This is a genomic window from Agarivorans aestuarii, from assembly GCF_019670125.1.
GTDB lineage: Bacteria > Pseudomonadota > Gammaproteobacteria > Enterobacterales > Celerinatantimonadaceae > Agarivorans > Agarivorans aestuarii.
Window position 1 is genome coordinate 416,417 of sequence record NZ_AP023033.1, and the last position, 21,084, is coordinate 437,500.

Annotated in this window: 18 protein-coding genes and 1 riboswitch; of the genes, 7 read left to right on the forward strand and 11 right to left on the reverse strand. The window is 44.5% G+C overall.

Translation table 11 applies throughout. From position 1 onward, the window contains the following. Nucleotides 1-258 precede the first annotated feature (258 nt). The 3 genes from K5609_RS01990 to priA all read right to left on the reverse strand — a co-directional run bounded on the left by K5609_RS01990 (nucleotide 259) and on the right by priA (nucleotide 4,968). Complete coding sequence (locus K5609_RS01990; protein WP_221075747.1) at nucleotides 259-819, reverse strand: SPOR domain-containing protein; 561 nt, start codon at nucleotides 817-819, stop codon at nucleotides 259-261. Nucleotides 820-821: 2 nt separating this feature from the next. Next, entirely contained in the window at nucleotides 822-2,576 is a 1,755-nt protein-coding gene (argS, locus tag K5609_RS01995; RefSeq protein WP_221075748.1) for an arginine--tRNA ligase, read from the reverse strand. Nucleotides 2,577-2,763: 187 nt separating this feature from the next. Next, nucleotides 2,764-4,968 (reverse strand): primosomal protein N', encoded by a 2,205-nt coding sequence (gene priA / locus K5609_RS02000; protein WP_221075749.1) that lies wholly within the window; start codon nucleotides 4,966-4,968, stop codon nucleotides 2,764-2,766. A 240-nt stretch (nucleotides 4,969-5,208) separates the two neighbouring features. On the opposite strand from priA, the gene rpmE reads away from it, so the two are divergent. Further along, nucleotides 5,209-5,421: a 50S ribosomal protein L31 gene (gene rpmE, locus K5609_RS02005; protein ID WP_163134041.1), complete on the forward strand. Its 213-nt coding sequence runs from the start codon at nucleotides 5,209-5,211 to the stop codon at nucleotides 5,419-5,421. Nucleotides 5,422-5,499: 78 nt separating this feature from the next. Here rpmE and K5609_RS02010 read toward each other — a convergent pair whose 3' ends face one another. The 5 genes from K5609_RS02010 to metJ all read right to left on the reverse strand — a co-directional run bounded on the left by K5609_RS02010 (nucleotide 5,500) and on the right by metJ (nucleotide 8,687). Beyond that, nucleotides 5,500-6,108 carry a hypothetical protein gene (locus tag K5609_RS02010; protein WP_221075750.1) on the reverse strand — a complete coding sequence of 203 codons (609 nt, stop codon included), beginning with the start codon at nucleotides 6,106-6,108 and terminating at the stop codon, nucleotides 5,500-5,502. Between the two features lie 44 nt (nucleotides 6,109-6,152). Then, nucleotides 6,153-6,581, reverse strand: a complete 429-nt coding sequence (locus K5609_RS02015) for a DUF4062 domain-containing protein (protein WP_221075751.1) — start codon at nucleotides 6,579-6,581, stop codon at nucleotides 6,153-6,155. A 544-nt stretch (nucleotides 6,582-7,125) separates the two neighbouring features. Beyond that, nucleotides 7,126-7,629, reverse strand: coding sequence for a hypothetical protein (locus K5609_RS02020; RefSeq protein ID WP_221075752.1), 504 nt, complete (start codon nucleotides 7,627-7,629; stop codon nucleotides 7,126-7,128). Further along, nucleotides 7,619-7,966 (reverse strand): hypothetical protein, encoded by a 348-nt coding sequence (locus tag K5609_RS02025; protein WP_221075753.1) that lies wholly within the window; start codon nucleotides 7,964-7,966, stop codon nucleotides 7,619-7,621. Before K5609_RS02025 ends, K5609_RS02020 begins: the two co-directional genes overlap by 11 nt. Before the next feature lie 421 nt (nucleotides 7,967-8,387). Further along, nucleotides 8,388-8,687 carry a met regulon transcriptional regulator MetJ gene (gene metJ / locus K5609_RS02030; protein ID WP_152783554.1) on the reverse strand — a complete coding sequence of 100 codons (300 nt, stop codon included), beginning with the start codon at nucleotides 8,685-8,687 and terminating at the stop codon, nucleotides 8,388-8,390. Nucleotides 8,688-8,839: 152 nt separating this feature from the next. On the opposite strand from metJ, the gene metB reads away from it, so the two are divergent. Beyond that, on the forward strand, nucleotides 8,840-9,997 hold the full coding sequence (gene metB, locus K5609_RS02035; RefSeq protein ID WP_221075754.1) for a cystathionine gamma-synthase: 1,158 nt from the start codon (nucleotides 8,840-8,842) through the stop codon (nucleotides 9,995-9,997). A gap of 28 nt (nucleotides 9,998-10,025) precedes the next feature. After that, a complete protein-coding gene (gene metL, locus K5609_RS02040; RefSeq protein WP_221075755.1) occupies nucleotides 10,026-12,437 on the forward strand; it encodes a bifunctional aspartate kinase/homoserine dehydrogenase II in 2,412 nt (803 codons plus the stop codon). 160 nt (nucleotides 12,438-12,597) lie between these two features. On the opposite strand, the gene K5609_RS02045 is transcribed toward metL, so the two are convergent. Continuing rightward, a complete protein-coding gene (locus tag K5609_RS02045; protein WP_221075756.1) occupies nucleotides 12,598-14,655 on the reverse strand; it encodes an alpha-amylase family glycosyl hydrolase in 2,058 nt (685 codons plus the stop codon). A 284-nt stretch (nucleotides 14,656-14,939) separates the two neighbouring features. Here K5609_RS02045 and fabR point away from each other — a divergent pair, with 284 nt between their 5' ends. Beyond that, nucleotides 14,940-15,560 carry an HTH-type transcriptional repressor FabR gene (gene fabR, locus K5609_RS02050; protein ID WP_163134047.1) on the forward strand — a complete coding sequence of 207 codons (621 nt, stop codon included), beginning with the start codon at nucleotides 14,940-14,942 and terminating at the stop codon, nucleotides 15,558-15,560. A gap of 9 nt (nucleotides 15,561-15,569) precedes the next feature. Continuing rightward, nucleotides 15,570-15,908, forward strand: coding sequence for a DUF1422 family protein (locus tag K5609_RS02055; protein ID WP_221075757.1), 339 nt, complete (start codon nucleotides 15,570-15,572; stop codon nucleotides 15,906-15,908). A 17-nt stretch (nucleotides 15,909-15,925) separates the two neighbouring features. Here K5609_RS02055 and K5609_RS02060 read toward each other — a convergent pair whose 3' ends face one another. Next, nucleotides 15,926-16,384, reverse strand: a complete 459-nt coding sequence (locus K5609_RS02060; protein WP_221075758.1) for a YHS domain-containing (seleno)protein — start codon at nucleotides 16,382-16,384, stop codon at nucleotides 15,926-15,928. 98 nt (nucleotides 16,385-16,482) lie between these two features. Beyond that, nucleotides 16,483-17,586 carry a tRNA (uridine(54)-C5)-methyltransferase TrmA gene (gene trmA, locus K5609_RS02065; protein ID WP_221075759.1) on the reverse strand — a complete coding sequence of 368 codons (1,104 nt, stop codon included), beginning with the start codon at nucleotides 17,584-17,586 and terminating at the stop codon, nucleotides 16,483-16,485. A 146-nt stretch (nucleotides 17,587-17,732) separates the two neighbouring features. Here trmA and K5609_RS02070 point away from each other — a divergent pair, with 146 nt between their 5' ends. Continuing rightward, nucleotides 17,733-18,908 carry a DUF5610 domain-containing protein gene (locus K5609_RS02070; protein WP_221075760.1) on the forward strand — a complete coding sequence of 392 codons (1,176 nt, stop codon included), beginning with the start codon at nucleotides 17,733-17,735 and terminating at the stop codon, nucleotides 18,906-18,908. 56 nt (nucleotides 18,909-18,964) lie between these two features. Next, nucleotides 18,965-19,190, forward strand: a riboswitch (cobalamin riboswitch). A 37-nt stretch (nucleotides 19,191-19,227) separates the two neighbouring features. Next, complete coding sequence (locus tag K5609_RS02075; protein WP_221075761.1) at nucleotides 19,228-21,078, forward strand: TonB-dependent receptor domain-containing protein; 1,851 nt, start codon at nucleotides 19,228-19,230, stop codon at nucleotides 21,076-21,078. Nucleotides 21,079-21,084: the final 6 nt, after the last annotated feature.

Consider the following 21,084-nt stretch of genomic DNA (forward strand, 5'->3'; position numbering starts at 1 on the left):
GTCCCTAACATACTAGCCTAGCTACATTTTTATAACATAGTTGAGAACTAGTTCAAATAACTAATATTTTTAATTGCTTAGCGTTGTTTTTTTCTTTCTTTTTCACTAAAGGGTGAGAATATTTTGCTGATTTAATGCGCTATTGTAGTTGTTTTAACGTGCAATTGTTAATACATAACTGTAATACCACATCGTGGCTAAGTAATTAAAAAATAAGCTGAATTAGGATTATTCAGCTTATTTAGAGTGGTAGGTGGCTTAAAAGTTCCAATGCCAAATTTGACAGCCATTTATCTTGGCTCGTTGCAAGATATGGCGAGCGCGTTCAGCGTCGCGTTTAGTTGGGTAGGGACCCAGCACAACCCTATACCATGCGCCATTTTTACCTTCAGTGCGTCTAATTTGGCTTTCTAAGCCAGCAAAGGCGATAAGCGCTTTACTTTCTTCTGCTTTGTCGCGGCTACGAAATGACGCACATTGCATTTGATAAGGCTTGCCTGGTTTAGAAGATTGCTCGGCAATCTCTACTTCAACCTTTTTCTCTTCCAGCTCTTTTACGTAAGTACGCTCTTTAGGTGGCTCTGGCAGCGTTGTTTTAGGCTTAGGTGCTGTGGCTTTAGGTTTTACTATTTCGCTTAGTTCTGGTGCGGGGGTTGGGGCTGTGCCTTTAATATTAAAGAGCAACGCTGCAAATCCCACAATAGCGGCAATTACCACTAAAGCTAGCGGTAAAGGAAAGCGTTTATTATTAGATACCGCACGGCTAGATTTAGCCGCGCGTTTCTTGGGCTTGCTACGCCCTACGTAGTCCTTGGCCATGCTTACATGCGTTCCAGGGTTTCAATTCCTAGTAGTGATAGACCTTGGTCTAGAACTTTGGCGGTAAGTGAAGCTAGGCGTAAGCGGCTAGATTTAGTATCGGCTGCTACATCATCTTTAAGAATTGGGCAGGCCTCGTAGAAGGTCATAAAGGCACCCGCTAGCTCGTAAAGGTAGTTACACATCATGTGTGGCATACCTTTGTTTGCTACGTTGTGCACTGCATCGCTAAACTGGATCAGTTTTTGCGCAAGGGCAATCTCGGCGTCTTGTTCTAAATTAATCGCTTGCTGTAGCTTGGCGACGTCAATTTCCGAGCGGCGAATAATTGATTGAATACGGGTATAAGCGTATTGCAAGTAAGGAGCCGTGTTGCCGTTAAACGCCAGCATGTTTTCCCAATCAAAGATGTAGTCGGTAGTACGGTTCTTCGATAAGTCGGCGTATTTTACTGCGCCCATGGCTATTGCTTTTGCTGCTACTACTTGTTGCTCAGCGTCTAAGTCACGCGACTTCTCGGCCACAATGCTTTGCGCGCGTTGCTCGGCTTCTTCTAATAGGTCTACTAACTTAACAGTGCCGCCGCTACGAGTTTTAAATGGGCGACCGTCTTTGCCAAGCATCATGCCAAACGCATGGTGCTCTAAAGGTACTTCTTCAGGCACGTAACCGGCTTTACGCACAATATTCCAGGCTTGCATTAAGTGCTGGTGTTGGCGTGAGTCAATGAAGTACAGCACTCGGTCAGCATTTAAGTTTTGGTAGCGGTATTTAGCACAGGCAATGTCGGTGGTGGTGTATAGGAAACCGCCGTCTTTTTTCTGGATGATCACACCCATTGGGTCGCCGTCTTTGTTTTTGTATTCATCAAGGAATACTACGGTGGCGCCGTTGTCTTCTACCGCTAAACCTTGCTGTTTTAAGTCAGCCACAACGTCATGAAGCATTGGGTTGTACATGCTTTCGCCCATCACATCGTTTTTAGTTAACGATACGTTTAAGCGGTCGTAAACGGCTTGGTTATGGCTAAGGGTAATGTCGACCAGTTTGCGCCACATGGTGTTGCAGTAGTCGTCGCCACTTTGCAGCTTAACCACGTAGTTACGAGCACGTTCGGCGAATACTTCGTCGCTGTCGTAGCGCGCTTTAGATTCGCGGTAAAATACTTCTAAATCGGCGAGTTCAATATCACCAGCGTCTGTGCCGCGGGCTTCCACTTCTTCGAGGTTGGCGATAAGCATGCCAAACTGGGTGCCCCAGTCGCCAATGTGGTTAGCGCGTACCACTTTGTGGCCTAAAAACTCTAGGGTGCGAACCACTGCGTCACCAATAATGGTTGAGCGTAAGTGGCCTACGTGCATTTCTTTGGCTACGTTTGGCGCCGAGTAATCCACCACAATGGTTTGAGTCTTTTCTGCGGGCTTAACGTTAGCGGTTGGCGAGCTAGCCATGGCTTCAACTTGCGATGCTAACCAATCGTTGTTTAGGTAGAAGTTGATAAAACCTGGGCCAGCAATGGCGGTTTTTTCTACCAAGGTAGATTCTGGTAGGTTATCTACAATTAGCTGCGCTAGCTCGCGTGGGTTTTTACCCGCTGGCTTAGCGGCCATTAAGGCTAGGTTAGTGGCTAAATCACCATGAGCTTTATCTTTGGTTCGGTCTACTTGGATTCGTGGTTCGAATCCTTCAGGAAGCACCTGTTGTTGTTTTAGGGCTGTGACCGTTTGTTCCAGAAGTTGTTGAATAAGCTCTTTCATGAAGGTTGGCACCAATCTCGCGTAAATAAATTCTACAAAGCGGGCATTTTACCGACAATTTGTGACGAAGACTATCTCTTATCTTGGCTAATTAGCCTTAGTTTTGGAAGCTAGGGGAAACCACCGAAGATCCTAGGTGCTGGTTGGCGAGAGATTGATCTTTTAAGCCTTACAAAAAGCCTTAGATTTATTGCATGTCGTAAGGGTCTATATCTAAAGACCAACGTACTTTTCGGCTTAGTTTTAAGCTTTCTAGTTGCGGCAACAGGCGATAAACCAATTGATGCAGTTGCGGGCGTTGCTCGGCTTGAATCAACAGTTGCATACGAAACTTACCCGCACGGCGCGCTTGTGGCGCAGGGCAGGGCGGAAATACCCACGTTTCTCCTTGTTGTAGCGGTTGAGCAAGTTGGTATAGCTGTTGGCTAAGCTCGTTAACTGCGTTGCCATCGGCAGCTTCAAAGCGAAACAGCGCCTGAAAGCTAAAGGGCGGCAGTTCGGTATCTTTGCGCTCGTTTAAGGCAAAGCGAGCAAAATGTTGGTAACCGTTGTTGATAAGATCTTGCAACAGCTCGTGTTCTGGATGGTGAGATTGCAACAATACTTTGCCCAGTAAATTCGCTCGACCAGCTCGGCCAGCTACTTGAACGTAAAGTTGGGCTAAGCGTTCTGGTGCGCGAAAATCAGAGCAAAATAGAGCGTGGTCAATATCTAACAAAGCCACCAAGGTGACGTTAGGAAAATGGTGACCTTTAGCCAACATTTGGGTGCCAATTAATATTTGGTATTGGTTATTGTGAATATCGTCCAGTAACTGTTCTAAGCTGCCTTTGCGGCGGGTGCTGTCACGGTCGATGCGCGCCACTTTGTATTCGGGAAATATCTCCAGCAAGGCTTCTTGCAACTGCTCGGTGCCTAAACCTGTTGTTACCAAGTTGGTAGAGCCACATTTTTCACATTGGTGTGGCACGGCTTTTTGGCTGCCACAGTGGTGACAAGCTAAGTGGCGAGGTTGCTGATGATAGGTAAAGTAGGCCTCACAGCGCTCACATTCGCATACGTGGCCACACTCATGGCACAGCAACGCAGGAGCGTAACCTCGGCGATTTAAAAACAGCATTACTTGGCGGCCAGCTTTTAACTCGATGCGCATGGCTTTAATCAGTGCCGGTGATAAACCTGACGATAGTGGCTGCTGGCGAATATCTAGCAGTTGTTGCTCGGCCAATACTGCATTACCGGCGCGTTGTTTTAGTTCTAAGTGCGAGTAACGGCCGCTTAGCGCATTATGCAAACTTTCTAGCGATGGGGTGGCAGAGCCAAGCACCACCGGCATTTTTTCTAATCGGGCACGCACTATGGCTAAATCGCGCGCGTGGTAGCGAAAGCTGTCTTGCTGCTTAAAAGAGCTGTCGTGCTCCTCGTCGATAATTATTACCCCAGGGTTTTTCATGGGGGTGAATACTGCCGAGCGGGTGCCAATAATAATGCCTGCTTCGCCTTGTTTGGCTTTAAGCCATGCGGTAAAACGCTCGGTGTCGTTTAACCCAGAGTTAATCGCATAAACCGGCACTTTAAAGCGCTCCGCAAAGCGCGCTAAGGTTTGTGGCGTTAAGCCAATTTCGGGCACCAATACTAAGGCTTGTTTACCTTGGGCGAGCACTTCGGCAATAACATTTAAATACACCTCGGTTTTGCCCGAGCCGGTAATACCCTCGATAAGAAAGGCCTGAAAACTGCCAATGCTTTGATTAACTGCCGCCACTGCAATGGCTTGTTCTGCATTAAGCTTTAGCGAGGCTTGGTTGTTGGTATCGCTTTTCGACCACAGCGCTGGCGCGGGTGTAATCTCATGTTTTTTGATAAAACCTTTATCTACTAGCGCTTTAATGGCAGTACGGGATAATTCTTGTTGCTTGCATTGTTCGTCACTCAGCTGGCCATCTTCTTGCTGTTGCAAGCTGCCTAATACAACCCCTTGCTTGGGGGCGCGGGTAAAGTTTGCTAGATCGGCCACTTTGCCCTGCTCGCTTAAACGCCACACCACTATGCTTTTCGCTTTGGCTGGCTCACCTTTGCGTAAAAGTGCTGGCAAGGCTTGGCTGATCACATCTCCCAAACTGTGGTGATAATAAGAGCTAGCCCAATTAAGTAGCTTAAATAGGCTTTCTGGTAACAATGCTTGTTGATCGAGTGATTCACTAAAAGGTTTGAGTTTATCTTCGGCAATGTCGCTATCGCTGGGGTGTTCTATTACCAAACCCACTTTTTCGCCTTTACCAAAAGGCACCTTTACGCGAGTACCAATGGCTGGCATTGGGGTGTTTGCTGGCACGCTGTAATCAAAAAGGCGACGCAGGGGAATAGCTAAGGCAACACGAACAATCGACACTAATCAATAAACTCAAGCAAAAAACCTGTCTCATTCTACTGGCAGAGCACCTTGCGGAGCAAATTAAGCGTTTGGCGAATTTTTACCCGCTTTTTGTTGTTGGGTGCTTGCTATGCTAGGTGGCTTCTTATATGATCCGCCACCTAAAATTTATAGGCTCTGATAGAGTTGCTTTCGTATGGTGTTTGGTGTCAATTGTGGCGACCGAATGGCGATACGGCCCAAGTATTGAGGTAATCCATGAAAACTGATATCCACCCAACTTACGAAGTACTTACTGCTACTTGTTCTTGCGGTAACGTAATCGAAACTAAATCTACTCGCACTGGTTCTATGTTCCTAGACGTATGTGACAAATGTCACCCGTTCTACACTGGTAAGCAACGTAACGTTGATACCGGTGGTCGTGTTGATCGTTTCAACAAAAAATTCGCTGTATTGGGCAAAAAATAAGCCAGCCTTATTTACGCTACACAGCAAACAAAAAGCGCCTAAGGGCGCTTTTTTTGTGTCTGGGTGTTATGTATCAGTTTAATTAAGAAGTGGAGCAAGAATGGTGTATCCATTTTCATCGGTATCATAGACCTGCTTGTCTTTTAGCCATGATTGAATCAAATAGATATCCTCAGGGTAGACAGAGAGGTGTTGGAGATCACCCTTACGATATTCACCACAAGGTGACGGAAACAGAGGAGTTATTTCTGTTGAAGCTTTTAAAGTAGTGCTATACACACATTTTTTGATTATATCTCCTACCTCACCTTCTGAGCTGATTTGTCTGATCTGACTTTTTACGGTTTCTTTTAACTCTTCTATATCTATGTTCACTGAATATGAAGATTGTATGAATCCACGACCTCGATATCTAAATTGTAGTATTGAGTATCTGACGTTCCAAAATTCTTTTGGGGTAGGTTGCCTTTCGTTGGGAGAACTAAGAGTTGGTGTGTTGGGGATAATATCAATATTGCGGGCTAATTGGAGTTCTAGTCTTTGAATTTTTTTGTTTAATTGTTCATTTTCTCTGGTCAAATTTGAAGTGACTAGGCCGCTTGTTGCTGAGTCCAAGGCTCTAACCCAACCAGGCATTGGATCAGAGTTGATTAGCTTATTAATCGAGACTGTTACTTGTAGAGACAACTCTTCTGGAGAACTCCAATATGAGCACATTCGATTGTTATTTTCTACTGTTTTCCTAAAATCTGAATAGAGCTTTTTCCCATGGTCTGTTTTTCTATTTTACTAGCCTTAAGTTCTTCAGGGTCCTTACACAAAAAGCTAATAATCGGTATGTTTTTGCTTTTAGCATAGTGATACTCGTGGTGAGTGAAGCTACGTGAAACCTGTTTAGATTTTAGGAGGTTAAAATCATCTCGGTAATACTCATTTACCTTGCATTCAGTTCCGTACCTTCCCCCAAGTATTAAGATATAGTAATCGCATTCGTCTATGAGGCTTTTTATAAACTCCCATTGAGTAGAATTAGTTGAGGGAAACAGTTCCATTCCTACAGGTATACAATCGCACTTTAGTAAGTTTTCAGAAACATATCTTCTTTCGTCTTGCAGATCTTCGTAAGTCGAGCTAACAAAAACTTGATATTTCTTCTCCATATGATTTTCCTAGAACCAACATTATTTCATCAGACAATTCTAATCGTTACTTTATCATTTAATGCTAATTGAGTTAGCGCTACACGTTATTAAATGATGATTTAGTTACTATTTAGTAGATGCTTTATGCTTGCGCACTTATTAGTTAGGACCACAGCATTCCCCTCCATTATCGCGAGTAGCGGAAGTTTAAAGTGATTAAGCCAAGCACTGTTTGAGCGAAGCGAGTTGTGCAGGCGCGCTTTAAAATGAGGTGAAAGCACAGATGTAAACAAAGCATCGCTTTGTGTGCTTGAACACAGGAAGAAGATAATGCGGGGCAACCTTTCTTTTGCTTCGTTTTCTTTGGTTGTTCAAAGAAAATGACGCCGCCGAAGGCGAAACCAATGCGCAGAGCTAACGGATGAAGGCTTTGTTTTTCTCAATATGTACTAGGTATGTCTAGATGTAGTAGTTCAGACTTGACAGTTTCCCGATTTTTAGGGGGCTTTGTCAGCTTAGGCTTGGGCTACTACACATTAAAAGTAGAAAACCACCTCAATAGCTATAGATTTAGTTGTTTTATAATCGCAATTAAATCAAATGGCTCACTGAGTAGAGGTTCTTTAAGAAAAGCTATCAACTCTTCAGAGTTAAGCTCATTGATATCATTTACTAACTCATCGGGCTTAAAATTTTGTTTTATTTTTAGCCATTCATCGAGTTGGTTTTTATCCTCTGTTTGAGCTGCGTACTCAACTAAAATAAGCGAATACTCATCGGCTTGTGCTTTGGTGCAACGTTCCATTGCTTCGTGGCTAGCAACAAGTAGCACTACCTTTTTACTTTCCGCTGGCAGAGCTAAAAACCAGTTGCTTGTTATTTTTTCTACTTCTATGTGGTTCCTGCGAGCCTCTCTGCAAACTTGAGTTTTAGCGTTTAAGGCTTGATATTTAAGCTCTAGTTCATTTGCTAAGTTTTCATTACTCATGAGCAGAGACGTAGAAGAAGCAGCCCCTGAGAACGTCATAATCAAGCCTGCTGTTAATAAATTAAGTCTATAGAGCATTATATACACACTCCCAAAAGCGCCTTTCTTTACCGTGAGTATAAATAGATGCGGTACCTGCAATGTCTTCCAGCTTTTTACGTTTTATTTCGGGAATGCTCTTTACAGTGTTGGCATATAGTTCCCAATTATAAGTCGTAACTTGGTAACCCGTAGATATCAATTCTGCAGCTTTGTAGGTGCCTCTGCCTGCAAATATTTGAAAGAAAGGAACTACACTAATGAGCTTATCCAATAAATTTGCCATTTCAACTGTGTCGTTCATCTGCTCTATGTATTGTAGCGTTCTTTCGCTAGGTTCAAAGCCCTGTAAATGACAAAAATTGCCCTTAGACATAATGCCTCCTTTAACTAATTGTTAATAGTATCAGTAAGTTTGTTTTCAATCAATTTGTAATTCTTTGAAAACGCAGCTTACTAAACCTTGTTATTGGCAGGATAACTAAAAGGAAATTGGGCAATTGAATGTAGCTATTCAATCCCTCATTATCGCTGTGAGGCGAAATAAAAATTATTATGCATACTGGGGGATGAAGTGTTATTTAAACACAGAAGTTTTTGGTTAATAGCTGTAGCAGTGTTATGTAGTGGGCTGTCTTGGTACTTTATTGAGAATACTTCAGAACTAGTACTAGCGCATTGCTTAATTATCTTTTCAGTTGCCTATGATGTAATCAAACTTAGGGAGCAAAACAAAATTAGAATAGTGGTTTTAGAGTAAATCAAAAAAGCCGCTCAATGAGCGGCTTTGTAAAATCTTAATCTTCTTTATTGAGTTCTGCTTGGGCGGCTTTCTCTAAGGCCGGGTCGGGCTTGTCTTTTTGCAAGTCGGCGTCGTCGGGCAGTGGTTGGCCAGTATAGGCGTGCAAAAATGCTTCGCAAAGTAGCTCACTGTTGGTGGCGTGGCGTAGGTTATTTATTTGTCTACGGGTTCGCTCATCGGTCAATATCTTTAGCACTTTTAGTGGGATAGATACTGTGATTTTTTTTACTTGTTCGCTTTTTTTACCGTGCTCAGCGTAAGGGCTGATCCACTCACCATTCCAATCTGTAGACATTCTGCAATACACACCAAACTAAAGAGACCCTATTGTAACGGGGGAAATGCGACTTAGCAATCCAACAGCAAAGACATTTAGACGTCTAGAAGTGTTGACGTCTTTTTTGCTGGTGGTAAAGTGGCAGGATAAATTGAGGGAGTAAATCAGCAATGTCTTTAAAAGATCTACAAGCGGCTACTATAGCAGTGCGCAGCGGTATTGAAAGTGATACCCAACACGGTGCGGTAGTGCCACCTATTTATTTGTCGAGTAACTACAGCTTTGCTGATTTTAACCAAAAACGCCAGTTTGATTACAGCCGTTCAGGTAACCCTACTCGGCACATTTTGGCCGAGGCGATTGCCGATTTAGAACATGGCGCTGGTGCGGTAATTACTAACACCGGTATGTCGGCGGTTAACCTTGTTACTGCCTTGCTTGAGCCGGGCGATTTATTGGTTGCTCCGCATGATTGTTACGGTGGTAGCTACCGTTTATTCGACAGCCTAGCTAAAAAGAATGCCTTTGAAGTGGCTTTTGTTGATCAAAATGATGACGCAGCTTTAACTCAGTTATTGGCTAAGAAGCCTAAATTGGTGTGGTTAGAGACCCCTAGTAACCCTTTACTTCGAATTGTAGACATTAAAGCCATTGCTGAGCAAGCGCATGCTGCTGGTGCATTGGTGGTGGTAGACAACACCTTTTTATCTCCTGCTTTGCAAACGCCAATTCTGTTAGGTGCCGACATTGTGGTGCACTCGGCCACTAAATACATTAACGGCCACTCGGATGTAGTGGCCGGTATGGTGGTGGCGGCCAACGAAGAACTGGCCGAGCAATTGGCGTGGTGGGCTAACTGTTTAGGTTTAACCGGTTCGGCTTTTGATTCTTACCTTACTTTGCGCGGCCTGCGCACCCTTAAAGCACGTATGAATGTGCACCAGCAGAATGCTCAAGCCTTGGTGGCGTGTTTGCAACAACAAGAGGCGGTGGGCGCGATTTACTACCCTGGTTTGCCAGAGCACCCAGGACATGCTTTAGCGCAAAGTCAGCAAAAGGGCTTTGGTGCTATGTTCAGTTTTGAATTGAATTTAGAAGAAAACCAAATGGTTAAGTTTTTAAAAAGCTTACAGTTGTTTTCTTTGGCGGAATCTTTAGGTGGCGTAGAAAGTCTAATTGCTCATCCGGCTACCATGACGCATGCTGCGATGTCGGCGGAAGCGCTAGCAGAGGCTGGCATTTCTAATCAGTTATTGAGGGTATCGGTAGGCTTGGAAGATTCGCAAGATTTAGTCAATGATTTACAGCAGGCCTTTGCCCAACTGTAGTTTTACCAGCGTTGTAGAGAGGTAAGTCATGTCGGTAAATAGACATGTGCATAAATTTGGTGGCAGCAGCTTAGCTGATGCAGGGTGCTTTAAGCGGGTGGCGGCGATTGTTGCCAAACATACTCAAGCGCAAGATTTAATTGTGGTATCGGCGGCTGGTAAAACCACCAACCGCTTAATTAACATTATTGAACTGGCTAAGCAGGCTGACAATGCCGCGGCTGATGCACTTAAAGGTTTAATTGAGTTTCAATGCAAGTTAGTTAATGAGCTGCTTGATGAAGCCGCAGCCAAGTCGATTTTAACCGCGCTAGATGGCGAGCATCACCAAATTGCTAGTATTCTTGAAGGTGAGCTTACAGCCTTTACCTGCAACGAAGTATTGTCTTTTGGCGAGCGTTGGTCTGCACGTTTATTAGCAGCTTTGTTAAGTGCTCAAGATTGCCAAGCCGAGTGGTTAGATTCTCGCCAGTTTTTTAAAGCGGAGTTATCTACCCAACCGCAAGTGGATGTTGCGAAAAGTGCCCCCTTATTAGCTAAATGTTTAGCTGAAAAAGCCGCTTGCCGCATAGTGGTAACGGGGTTTATTTGTAGTGATAGTGAACAACGTACCGTGACTTTAGGTCGCAACGGCAGTGATTACTCGGCTACCGAGTTAGCTGCCTTGGCCGATGCTGTGTCTACTACGATTTGGAGTGATGTAGCTGGTATTTATAGTGCTGATCCACGTTTAGTGAAAGATGCAGTATTGCTTGAAAACCTTGCGTTGAATGAAGCTGCAGAATTATCGCGCATTGGTACCTCAGTATTGCATGCGCGAACTTTAGAGCCACTGGCGCGTTCTCGGCAAAAGGTGAACCTGCGCTGCAGTTACGCACCCAACGATGGACAAACCTTAATTCACCGCAAAGGTACTAATAGCCACAGCGCAAAAATTGTTACCTCGGTAGGCAATGTAGTGCTACTTGAGCTTACCTTTACCCAAGATTTTACGCTTAACGCTACGGCCTTGTTAGAAGCCTTAGCTAGTCATCATCTAGCACCCGCTACTCGCCATAAGCACAGCGAAACAGGCTCGCTGCGTATGGCTTACACTTGCGAACTAGTCGATGAAGCCTTGGCCAAAATCGATCAGCTGGCTAGCCAATTTCATATCCAAAAAATTGAGCGTAGCGAAGGTTACAGTTTGGTGGCCCTAGTGGGCGCGGGCGTATGTGATAACCCGCAGCAGTGTTATCAGTTTTTTCAGCATTTGGCTGAGCAGCCATTAGAGTTTATCCACTCGAGTGCTGATAAACTAAGTTTGTGTGCTGTGGTGAGGAAAATCACCTTAGAGCCACTATTAAAAGATTTGCATAGCCACCTATTCAAACAAAAAACCAAGTTGGGTTTGGTAGTCTTTGGCAAGGGCAATATTGGCAGCCAGTGGTTGGAGCTATTTAACCAACAGCAAACTACCTTGGCACAGCAGCATGAGCTTGAAATTAGCTTGGCGGGTGTGTTTTCAAGTAAAGCTGGGCACTTAGACTTTGCCGGCCTGAACCTAGAGCTGCTTGATAGTACTGAAGCCAATACGCCGCTTATTTGGCCAGAGCTATTCGATAAGCTAAAACGCCATCCTTATGACGAGCTTGCTGTGTTAGACATAACCGCCAGTGAAGCACTAAGTGCTTATTATGGTGAATTTGCTCGACATGGCTTCCACCTTATTACCGCTAACAAGCATGCTGGTGCAAGTGAGCAAGCTAATTATTCAGCCTTGCAGCAAGCCTTTAGCGATCATGGTGCGCAATGGTTGAGCAACGCCACAGTAGGGGCGGGCTTGCCAGTGCAAAAAAGTATTCAAAGTTTGCGCGACTCTGGCGATGATATTCATACCATCTCAGGAATATTTTCTGGCACTTTGAGTTGGTTGTTCCAACAGTACGACGGAACCGCGGCCTTTTCTGAATTGCTCGCCGACGCCTTAAATCAAGGTTTAACCGAGCCAGATCCTCGCGAGGATCTTTCTGGTAAAGATGTGCAGCGCAAGTTGCTTATTTTAGCTAGAGAGGCGGGTTTACAGTTGGAGCTAGCCGATATTGCGCTTAGCTCTTTAGTGCCAGAGTATTTAGCGGCCTTAACTGTAGAGCAGTTTTTAGACTCGATGAGCGAGTTAGACCAAAGCATGCTAGAAGCTTTTAACGACGCTAAACGTCAAGGCAAAGTGATTCGTTTTCTAGCCAAAGTGAATCAAAAGGGAGAGGCTGAAGTTGGCTTATCGGCAATTGATGCGCTGCACCCTTTCGCTAACCTTAAACCTTGCGACAATGTGTTTGCTATTGAGAGCTTGTGGTACAAGCAAAACCCTTTGGTGATTCAGGGGCCTGGCGCGGGCAGAGAAGTGACTGCAGGGGCTATTCAAGCTGATTTAGTTAGCCTTTGCAAAAGCCTTAAATAAGCTGATTTTTGGATAAAAAAAGGCCTCTTAAATTAAGAGGCCAAATAGGATATTAAGGGTGTTTACAAACGCTTGAAGGCTACTACCTTCACTCTAGTTTTAAGGGTTGCTAGAAAACCTTCCGCACAAGAAAAGGTGGCGTGAAGCCACCTCTCAATTTTTACTCACATTTGCTAATCATCATTGTTCCGCCGGTTAAGGCATCATTGATTTCAAAGCTATATACGTATTCACCTGCTTCAGGGATAACTACACTTGATTCTGTACCTTCACCGGCTGCAATAGACATTGCTTGTTCCGTTGCAATTACAGCGACTCCGGTAGATGAAGCAAATTCTGAGCTCCAATCTGATGCAGCAAACTTAAAGCCAAACGAAGTGGTCGCTGTTTCGTTTACCACGACTTGGTAAATATTGTCGCCTTTGTAAGTGAACTTATGGCTATCTGGCGTGGCCATGAACCCGTCGCCACCATTGTAGTTACCACGGATCCACATTTCTTTATCCAGAGGACCGTTCCCTGCAACATCTGGTGCGTTACAATCTGCTAAAGGACCAGTACCAACTAGGCTGCCGCCATTTCCTTGTTGTGGACCATCATCTGTAGCTGACATTACTTCTAGGAATAAAGACTCGAAGCCAGCTATTTCGATGGTATAACCACCAGAAGCAATATCGATAGTCTCATTGCTTAGCATGTTGCGTAACTGACCATCACTACCAATATCTTCACTAGTTACAGCAATGGTGTAACTGTTGCTGCTAGTATTGTTTAGGAACAAGATGGTGTTATCTTCGAACTGTTTGTGGTCAAAGAAAACATTAGCCGCATCATCATGATTAATGGCTATACGCTCACCTTTGTAAAGCGCAGGGTTTGCTGCTCGCAAGGTCATCAACGAACTGATGTAATCACGTAAATCAGCTTGGTTAGCATTCGCGCTAAATACGCTGCCGCCTTGTTCGCTGGCTAAGCCTTCTACTTGTCCGCTGTTTCGAGCTACGTGGTCATCACATAAACCTAAATCTGCACAAGTTGTGTTGCCAACTTGGTCGGCAAAGTCTGGTACTTCATCGCCAATCTCTTCACCATAGTAAAGGGTAATTGGACCTGAATAAGCGCTTAAGAAAGCATAGGCCGCTTTATGACGGTCCCAGTACTCCTGCTCATTTGGCTCTGCAATGTTGCCACGCTGTAATAGATCGCCGAAACGCACTAAGTCATGGTTACCAATAAAGCCATTAGGTACAGCATGAGAAGGGTTAGCAATTTGGGCGTTAAATGCTGCGTTCAAATTAGTTGCATCACGACCACCACTGCCGTTTTCTTCTACAGCGTAAGTTTGGGTGATGCTGTATCGCATAGGGAAGTCAAAGGCCGAACACACACCTGGTGCAGCTTCTGGTCCGTAGCCTTCATCACGAATTTGGTTACCACCGCCATCCCAAATCTCAGCCACCATATAAGCTAATGGGTTAACTGTTTGACCATTCATGGTGTAAGTTGTTGCCTTCGACGCATCTTCTACCGCTTTACGAATTTCGCCCCAAGCGCCAATAGGAACTTGATAAGCTTGGTCTAAACGCCAACCATCTATGCCCAGCTCTGTTACCCAGTAACTAGCCACTTCTTTATAAAACTCGAGGGTATCGTTATCGGTACCTGGGTAGCTTACAGGGTTATCAGAACCAGATGGAGTTAAGCCATTTGGAGAAGGCGTTACATTGCCTTTGTGGTGGCCAAATACGCCATCAAAAATTACGTACATACCACGGGCATGCGCTTCGTTCACGAGCGTGCGAGCCTGTTCCATGGTGCCAAAGTTAGGGTCTATGGCAAAGTAGTTACGAGTGAAGTAACCAGTAGCATCTAGCTTACTGCTACCCTCTGAATCGAAGATAGGCGTCATCCAAACAGCGTTTAGGCCTAGGCTTTGAATGTAATCGAGCGAATCGATAATGCCTTGTAAGTCGCCTTTGTGGTGGCTTGTGCCGTAACCGTCGTTGTAGTCATGGCTTGAGTCACCATCAATAAACGCTTCGGTCATTACTTGGTAGATGCGTAACTCTTTGGCTTTTTCATAAATATCTGCGTCACATGCGTAAGCCTGATATTCATATTCCGGGGTGGTTGGTGGAGTGTCATCACCGCCGCCTCCGCCACAAGCACTTAAACCAAATACTACTGCCATTGAGATGGCGCTCTTGGACCAATTCATTATTCATCCTTGCTGATTACAACTTATATAGCTTGAGTTAATCACAGCACAGCTCGACTAGATACTTGATAGCGTTTTCAGGTTGATGGAAAATTGACCTAGCTCGCATCTTTTGTTTAATTGAGAATATTGTTTTTTTATGAAATGCTTTTCAGTGGGTTTGTTCTGGCCTTGAAACGATTCGCAGTTAAAAACTTGGTTTTTGAGGATTTGCATTGTTCGATTTGGGTTTTTTATTACTCACGGTATGATAGCCCTATAAATAGAAAGGAAGTGGCAGGTTTATGAGTGGCGTTAGGGCCCAGCAAAAAGAGAAAACACGCAGAGCAATTATTGATGCAGCATTTAGTCAATTAAGTGCTGAACGTGGTTTGTCGAGCTTAAGTCTGAGGGAAGTAGCTAGGGAAGCGGGTATTGCGCCTACTTCTTTTTATCGTCACTTTTCCGATATGGAAGAACTAGGGCTAACCTTAGTAGATGAAGGCGGTTTAACCTTGCGCCAACTTATGCGCCAGGCGCGGCAACGAATTATTGCCAGTGGTGGCAGTGTTATTGGCACCTCGGTGGAAACCTTTATGGAGTTTGTTTATAACAATCCTAATGTGTTTCGTTTGTTATTGCGTGAGCGTTCTGGGACATCCCCAGCCTTTAGGGCAGCGGTGGCGCGCGAGATTGCTCATTTTATTGCCGAGCTTACCGACTATTTGGAGCTGCAATATCGCTGCCCAAGAGGTGATGCGCAAATGCAAGCCGAAGCTATGGTGATTATTGTTTTCAATGCTGGTGCTTCGGCCTTAGATTTAGCAGAGTTTGATCGTCAATTGTTGGCCGATAAAACCATTAAACAGTTACGCATTGTTGCCAAGGGAGCGGCACTTTACAATCGCTCGGAAGCCTTAAGTTAAGAGGTGAATATGAAGGTAAGAAAATCGCTACTATTGTTAGCTTTTATTGCAGGTTTATGTGGTAACGCTAGCTTGGCCTTGTTTACGGTGCCTGAGCTAAGGTTTTCGGTGTTTCCAATTATTGCCTTTGTTTTGGCCATTATGCAGTTGTACCACTTATATACTGAAAAAGACTTAAGTGAAGATTCTCCCTTAATGAGTGTTGCCGCCTTTTTACTGGGTGCGCTGGGTTATTCGGCCATGTTGCGTGCTCAATTTCCCGACATTGGCAGCAACTTAGTATTGCTAATCATCTGTCTGTTTATTGGCTTATGGCTGATGTTTAAGTTAGGCGGTTTTAAACGCTAAGCATTTAGAATGCTAGATTATTGTAAAGCCTGCTGCCAAGCTAAATCTGCCTGTTGTTGGTAGGCTTTCCAATCTCCTTCTAACCAGCGCTTGCGACCTTTTTCCGCAAAGAATAGGTGCAGTTGGCTATCAAAAAACTCCCAAACTTGGCCATCGGTTGCAATTAAGCCCTCGCCTAAAGACAGAGCATTAGCGCAAAACCCGTTATATTTAGGCTGGTAAGCTTCTGGCTTAGCTGCAAACTTGTCGGCGCTTTGCTGGCTAGCAAATTGCCAATCAGCCTCTTTCCACCTCACTGTGTACTTTTTATTGCCTTGCTGAATGTAGCGATTACCCTGATCTTGAGCGAGCTGGTAACTGGTGACATCGATTCCGCCTATGGCCTTGTCACTCCAAAAGCTGGTGCTTACTGGCTCATTGGCAAAGCTGCTTAAACTGAGTATCAAGCAAGTGGTGGCAAAAATAATCCGTTTCATAATTTTCCCTAGATGCAGAGTAAGCTATGAATGGAGACCGTGCTTAGCTGAGCACTATTTCAAATAATAAAAAGTCGCGTTAGTTAACGCGGCTTTAACTAGCGACGTTGCAGATACATGCCTACTTCGATGTGATCGGTGTAAGGAAACTGATCGAACAGTGCCCAGTGGCTGATTTTATGGGTACGGCTTAGTTCGCTTAAGTTGTTGTATAGGGTGTTAGGGTTACAAGAGATATACACGATATTGTCGTAAGCTTGCACCATGCCTAGGGTTGCATCGTCTAAGCCCGCGCGAGGTGGATCAACCAAAATGGTGTCGCATTGGTAGCTGCTTAAATCAACATCGGCTTCTTGCAAGCGGCGAAACTCGCGTTCACCTAACATGGCTTGAGTAAACTCTTCTGCCGACAAGCGAATGATTTTAACGTTGTCGATGTTGTTATGCTTAATATTGTATTGGGCCGCTTGCACCGAAGGCTTGGCAATTTCAGTGGCTAATACTCGATTAAAGTTTTTAGCCAGCGCCAATGAGAAGTTACCGTTGCCGCAATACAATTCTAGCAAATCACCTTGGCTATCGCTGGTGGCGTGTTGCGCCCATTCCAACATATGTTGATTTACTATTGCGTTAGGTTGAGTGAAGCTGTTTTCTATTTGCTGGTAAATAAGTTTTTCACCATTAACTGTAAGTACTTCATCTACTCTATCTTGGTCTAAACACATTTTTTGTTTACGTGAGCGACCAATTAACTGTATGGAAAACTGCTTGCTTAGCTCAGCTTTTAGTTTTTCGGTTTCTACGCGCCATGCCTCGTCGATAGACTTGTGGTAGAGCATGCTTACTATCACTTCGCCACTTAAAGTAGATAAAAAATCCACTTGAAACAGTTTGTGGCGTAGCAGCGGGTTTGGTTTTAGCCGCTCAACTAAAATTGGCATTAGCTGATTAATGATTTCGCTAGCCGGAGGAAAGCTGTCTACTCTAAATTTTTGTTTGGTTTGCTGATCAAACATGATGTAGAAGAGATCGTCACCTTCGTGCCACACCCTAAACTCAGCGCGCATTCGGTAATGTTTAGTCGGTGATGCAAATACACTAGGTTGAGGAGGCGTGAATTCGGCAAACTGCTCTAAGCGTTTTGCCACTTTGTCGGCCAATAGTTGTTGGTACTGTTCTGGGTAGTATGCAATAGCGCTCATGGCCGTTCCTCTGTTCTAGCAAGCAGCGCAATTTAAAGGTGCGTGGCTTGCTTGTCCAGTTTATCTACAATAATAGTGATAATATTTCTAAAGTTTTAATTTTGGTCGCCGATAAGCTGTGACTAGGGTGAATCCGTGGAGGCTTTATGAACGAACTGAATGGCGTGGGCAAAACCCCCGTGCAACAGTATGCCGAGCGCCTGTTGCAGCAATCGGCACCGGCGATTGAGAAACGCAATAACCTAGCTGATGACAAGGCTAGCTTTAATCAGCAAGGCGCAGTGGCTAGCCACGTGTTGCTAAGCTCAATCGAAAAACACACCTTATCAATGGCCAGTGGTGGAGTTAGCCTCCCTAAACCACAGCAAGTGAGTGTGTTTGATGCCGAGGAAGTCGCTAGAAACGTGCTTAACTTTGTCGCAAGTTCGTTACATAGTGCTAAGCAGTCGGGAATGTCTGAAGATAAATTAGCCGAGATGATGGCGCAGGCACGCAAGGGCGTTGATATAGGTTTTGAAGGCGCCCGCGAAGAGCTGAGTGATGCTGGTATTCTTAATGAAGATCTAGAAAAAGGGATAGATAAGAGCTATGACCTCATTCAAGAAGGGCTAGAGAAAATTGAAGAGGGGGATTATCAAATTCAATCTGCACCTCTTTATAGTCAGCTTGCAATGTCCAGTTCTCAATCCGCATCAATGGAACTTGAAACTGCCGAAGGCGACAAAGTAACCATTAGTTACGGCTCGCAACTGGCGGCAAGTTATAGCGAGTCAGGCTCATCCATTCAGGCCTCTTTTGCTTCTCAGCAGCAGTTTAGCTTTTCGGTAGAAGGCGATCTTAATGATGATGAGCTAGCCGCCATTGCCGATTTAATTAAACAAGTTGATGAAGTTGGCCAACAGTTTTTCTCCGGCGACTTAGATAAAGCCTTTGATCAAGCCTTAAGCATTGGTTTTGACGAGCAACAGTTAGTGGGTTTTGCGGTTAATTTTCAACAGCAACAAAGCGTAGCGGTTACTCAGGCCTATCAACAAGCTAATGATAAAGCCTCTGGCGGCTCTGAACTGGTGCCAGATTTAAGTGAATTCTTGAGTTCTTGGCAAGATATTCAAGCCAAGGTAAGCGCCTTGTTTGCGCAACCTGAATCGGCTACCGAAACTTTGTTGGCTGGAATACTGCCTATTTCTAGCCCTAGCGAAGAGCAAGATAAGCAAGCAGATGTAGAACGCTTTAAAGGGTTTGCCGACCGAATGGCGGAAGCATTGGCGATGTTCAACACTTCTCCTTCCACTCCAAACAACGCAGCCGACAATATTAGTTAATTTCATGTTGGCTAATTAGCAGGCTTTTTGTGCTATTAATCACATTAAGCCTCGCTTATAATCTCGCCCGCTGTGGTGCTTGTGTATTAAATACTCAAGCTTAATAGGGAATCTGGTGCAAATCCGGAACTGACGCGCAGCGGTAATGAGGAACGAAAGCTCAAGGATTGGCCTTTTCCAAGGATCTCCAGACACTGTTTGTATCGCCAAACGGGAAGTCGCAGCCGTAGTACAAGTAATATGCCTCTAAGTCCGAATACCTGCCACATCGCACATGCTTATAACAGCAAAGTACTACGCGACGATTAGGATTACATCGATGAAGAAGTTCATATTACTGGCCGCAGTAGCGCCAGCTTTTGGCTATGCCCAAGAAACCCAGCAAACACCCCAAACAGAACAGCCAGCTACTATGGTTGTTACCGCTAACCGCATGGAACAAACCGAAGCCAGTGTGATTGCACCGCTTACTGTGGTTAGTCGTAGCGAAATTGAAAGCAGCGGCGCCCAAGACATTATTGATGTGCTAAGCCAGCAAGTTGGTATAAGTGTTACCCGCAACGGTGGTAAAGGTCACAGCGAGAGCGTATTCATTCGTGGTACTAGCTCCACTCAGTCTCTATTTCTTATTGATGGTGTAAAGGTAAATACTGCAACTAATGGCGGTGCTCAGTTATCTTTATTGCCTTTAGAATTTGTTGAGCGTATTGAAATTATTCGCGGTGCTCGAGCGTCCATTTATGGGGCAGATGCCGTAGGTGGCGTAATTAATATTATCACTCGACCTGAATTTGGTAGTGAGTACGCTGGATTGAAAGCTGCGGTTGGTAGTGAAAACAGCGGTAAGATTGCGGGCCGAGCAAGTGGTCTATTGGGTGAATCAACTCAATACAACCTTGTATTGAGTGCTGATAAGAGTGATGGCTATGACATTCGCCCGCAGGATAACTTAGACGAAAACTATGGGTATAAAGCCACCGGTGGTTTATTTAGTCTTGATCACCGCTTCAACCAAGCTTGGCGTGGCCGTATTTTTGTTATACGTAATGATGGTGAGGCTGAAATCATTCAAGGCGGTAAAGCCTTAAACAAAACCCGTCAAAGTGTTTATGGCGCCAGTGCTAACTACAATAACAATAAATGGTCTAGTGAGCTTGGTTTAAGCTACCATCAAGACCGGTCTGATACTGCTCCGGCGGAAAACTTTGTTGATCCTCAGCGTTATACTACCGAGCGCCAAGCTGCAAATTGGTTGTTAGCATATGAGTTTGACCAGCAATGGTTATTACAAGGAGGATTGGATTATCAGAAAGATGATATCTCTGGCACTAGCTTAGTTTATCAACAAGAAAGCCGTGATAACAAAGCCGCTCACATAGGTGCTCGCGGTGACTACGAACAGCATATTTTAGAAGCTAGCCTTCGTTACGATGATAACGAGCACTATGGTGACCACACTACCTATAACTTAGGCTGGGCTTGGCAATTACAACCCGATTTAACTTTTAACGTTTTGCATGGCACCGCATTTAGAGCGCCTACCTTTAATGATCTCTATTATCCCGGTAGCGAAAATCCGAATTTAAAAGCTGAAACGTCGGAAAACACTGAGTTTGGTTTTGCATTAAATTTACTGCGCAGTCAGTGGCAGTTTAATGTATTCCGTAATGATGTAGATAATCTTATTGCTTGGGGCTGTGTTGCCCGTTGTGATAATGACTATTCAGGTACGCCAGACACATGGCCGTTATGGACACCTGATAACGTAAGTGATGCTCGCATTCAGGGTGTTGAGATACAGGGGGATTTTTCTACAGCCTGGTTAAATCATCGCGTAATTGTTGAGTTTTTAGATCCTAAAGATCGTGGCACCAATAAAAACTTAATTCGCCGTCCAGAAGAGCAAGTTAAATACAAAGCTGATATGTATTGGCAAAGTCTGCAAGTAGTGGTTGATTTCCTTTGGCGTGGAGAATCCTATGCTGACGCAGCAAATACCACCACGATTGGAAGTTACTCGGTGTGGAATCTTGGGTTTAACCACCAATTAACTAATGATTTGAAATTGGCTATCAAAGTTCAAAACCTATTCGATAAAGAATATTCAACGGTAAATGACTACCAAGCTCAAGGTCGCACCTTTGAGTTAGGCGCTAGCTACCAATTCTAAGGCTTA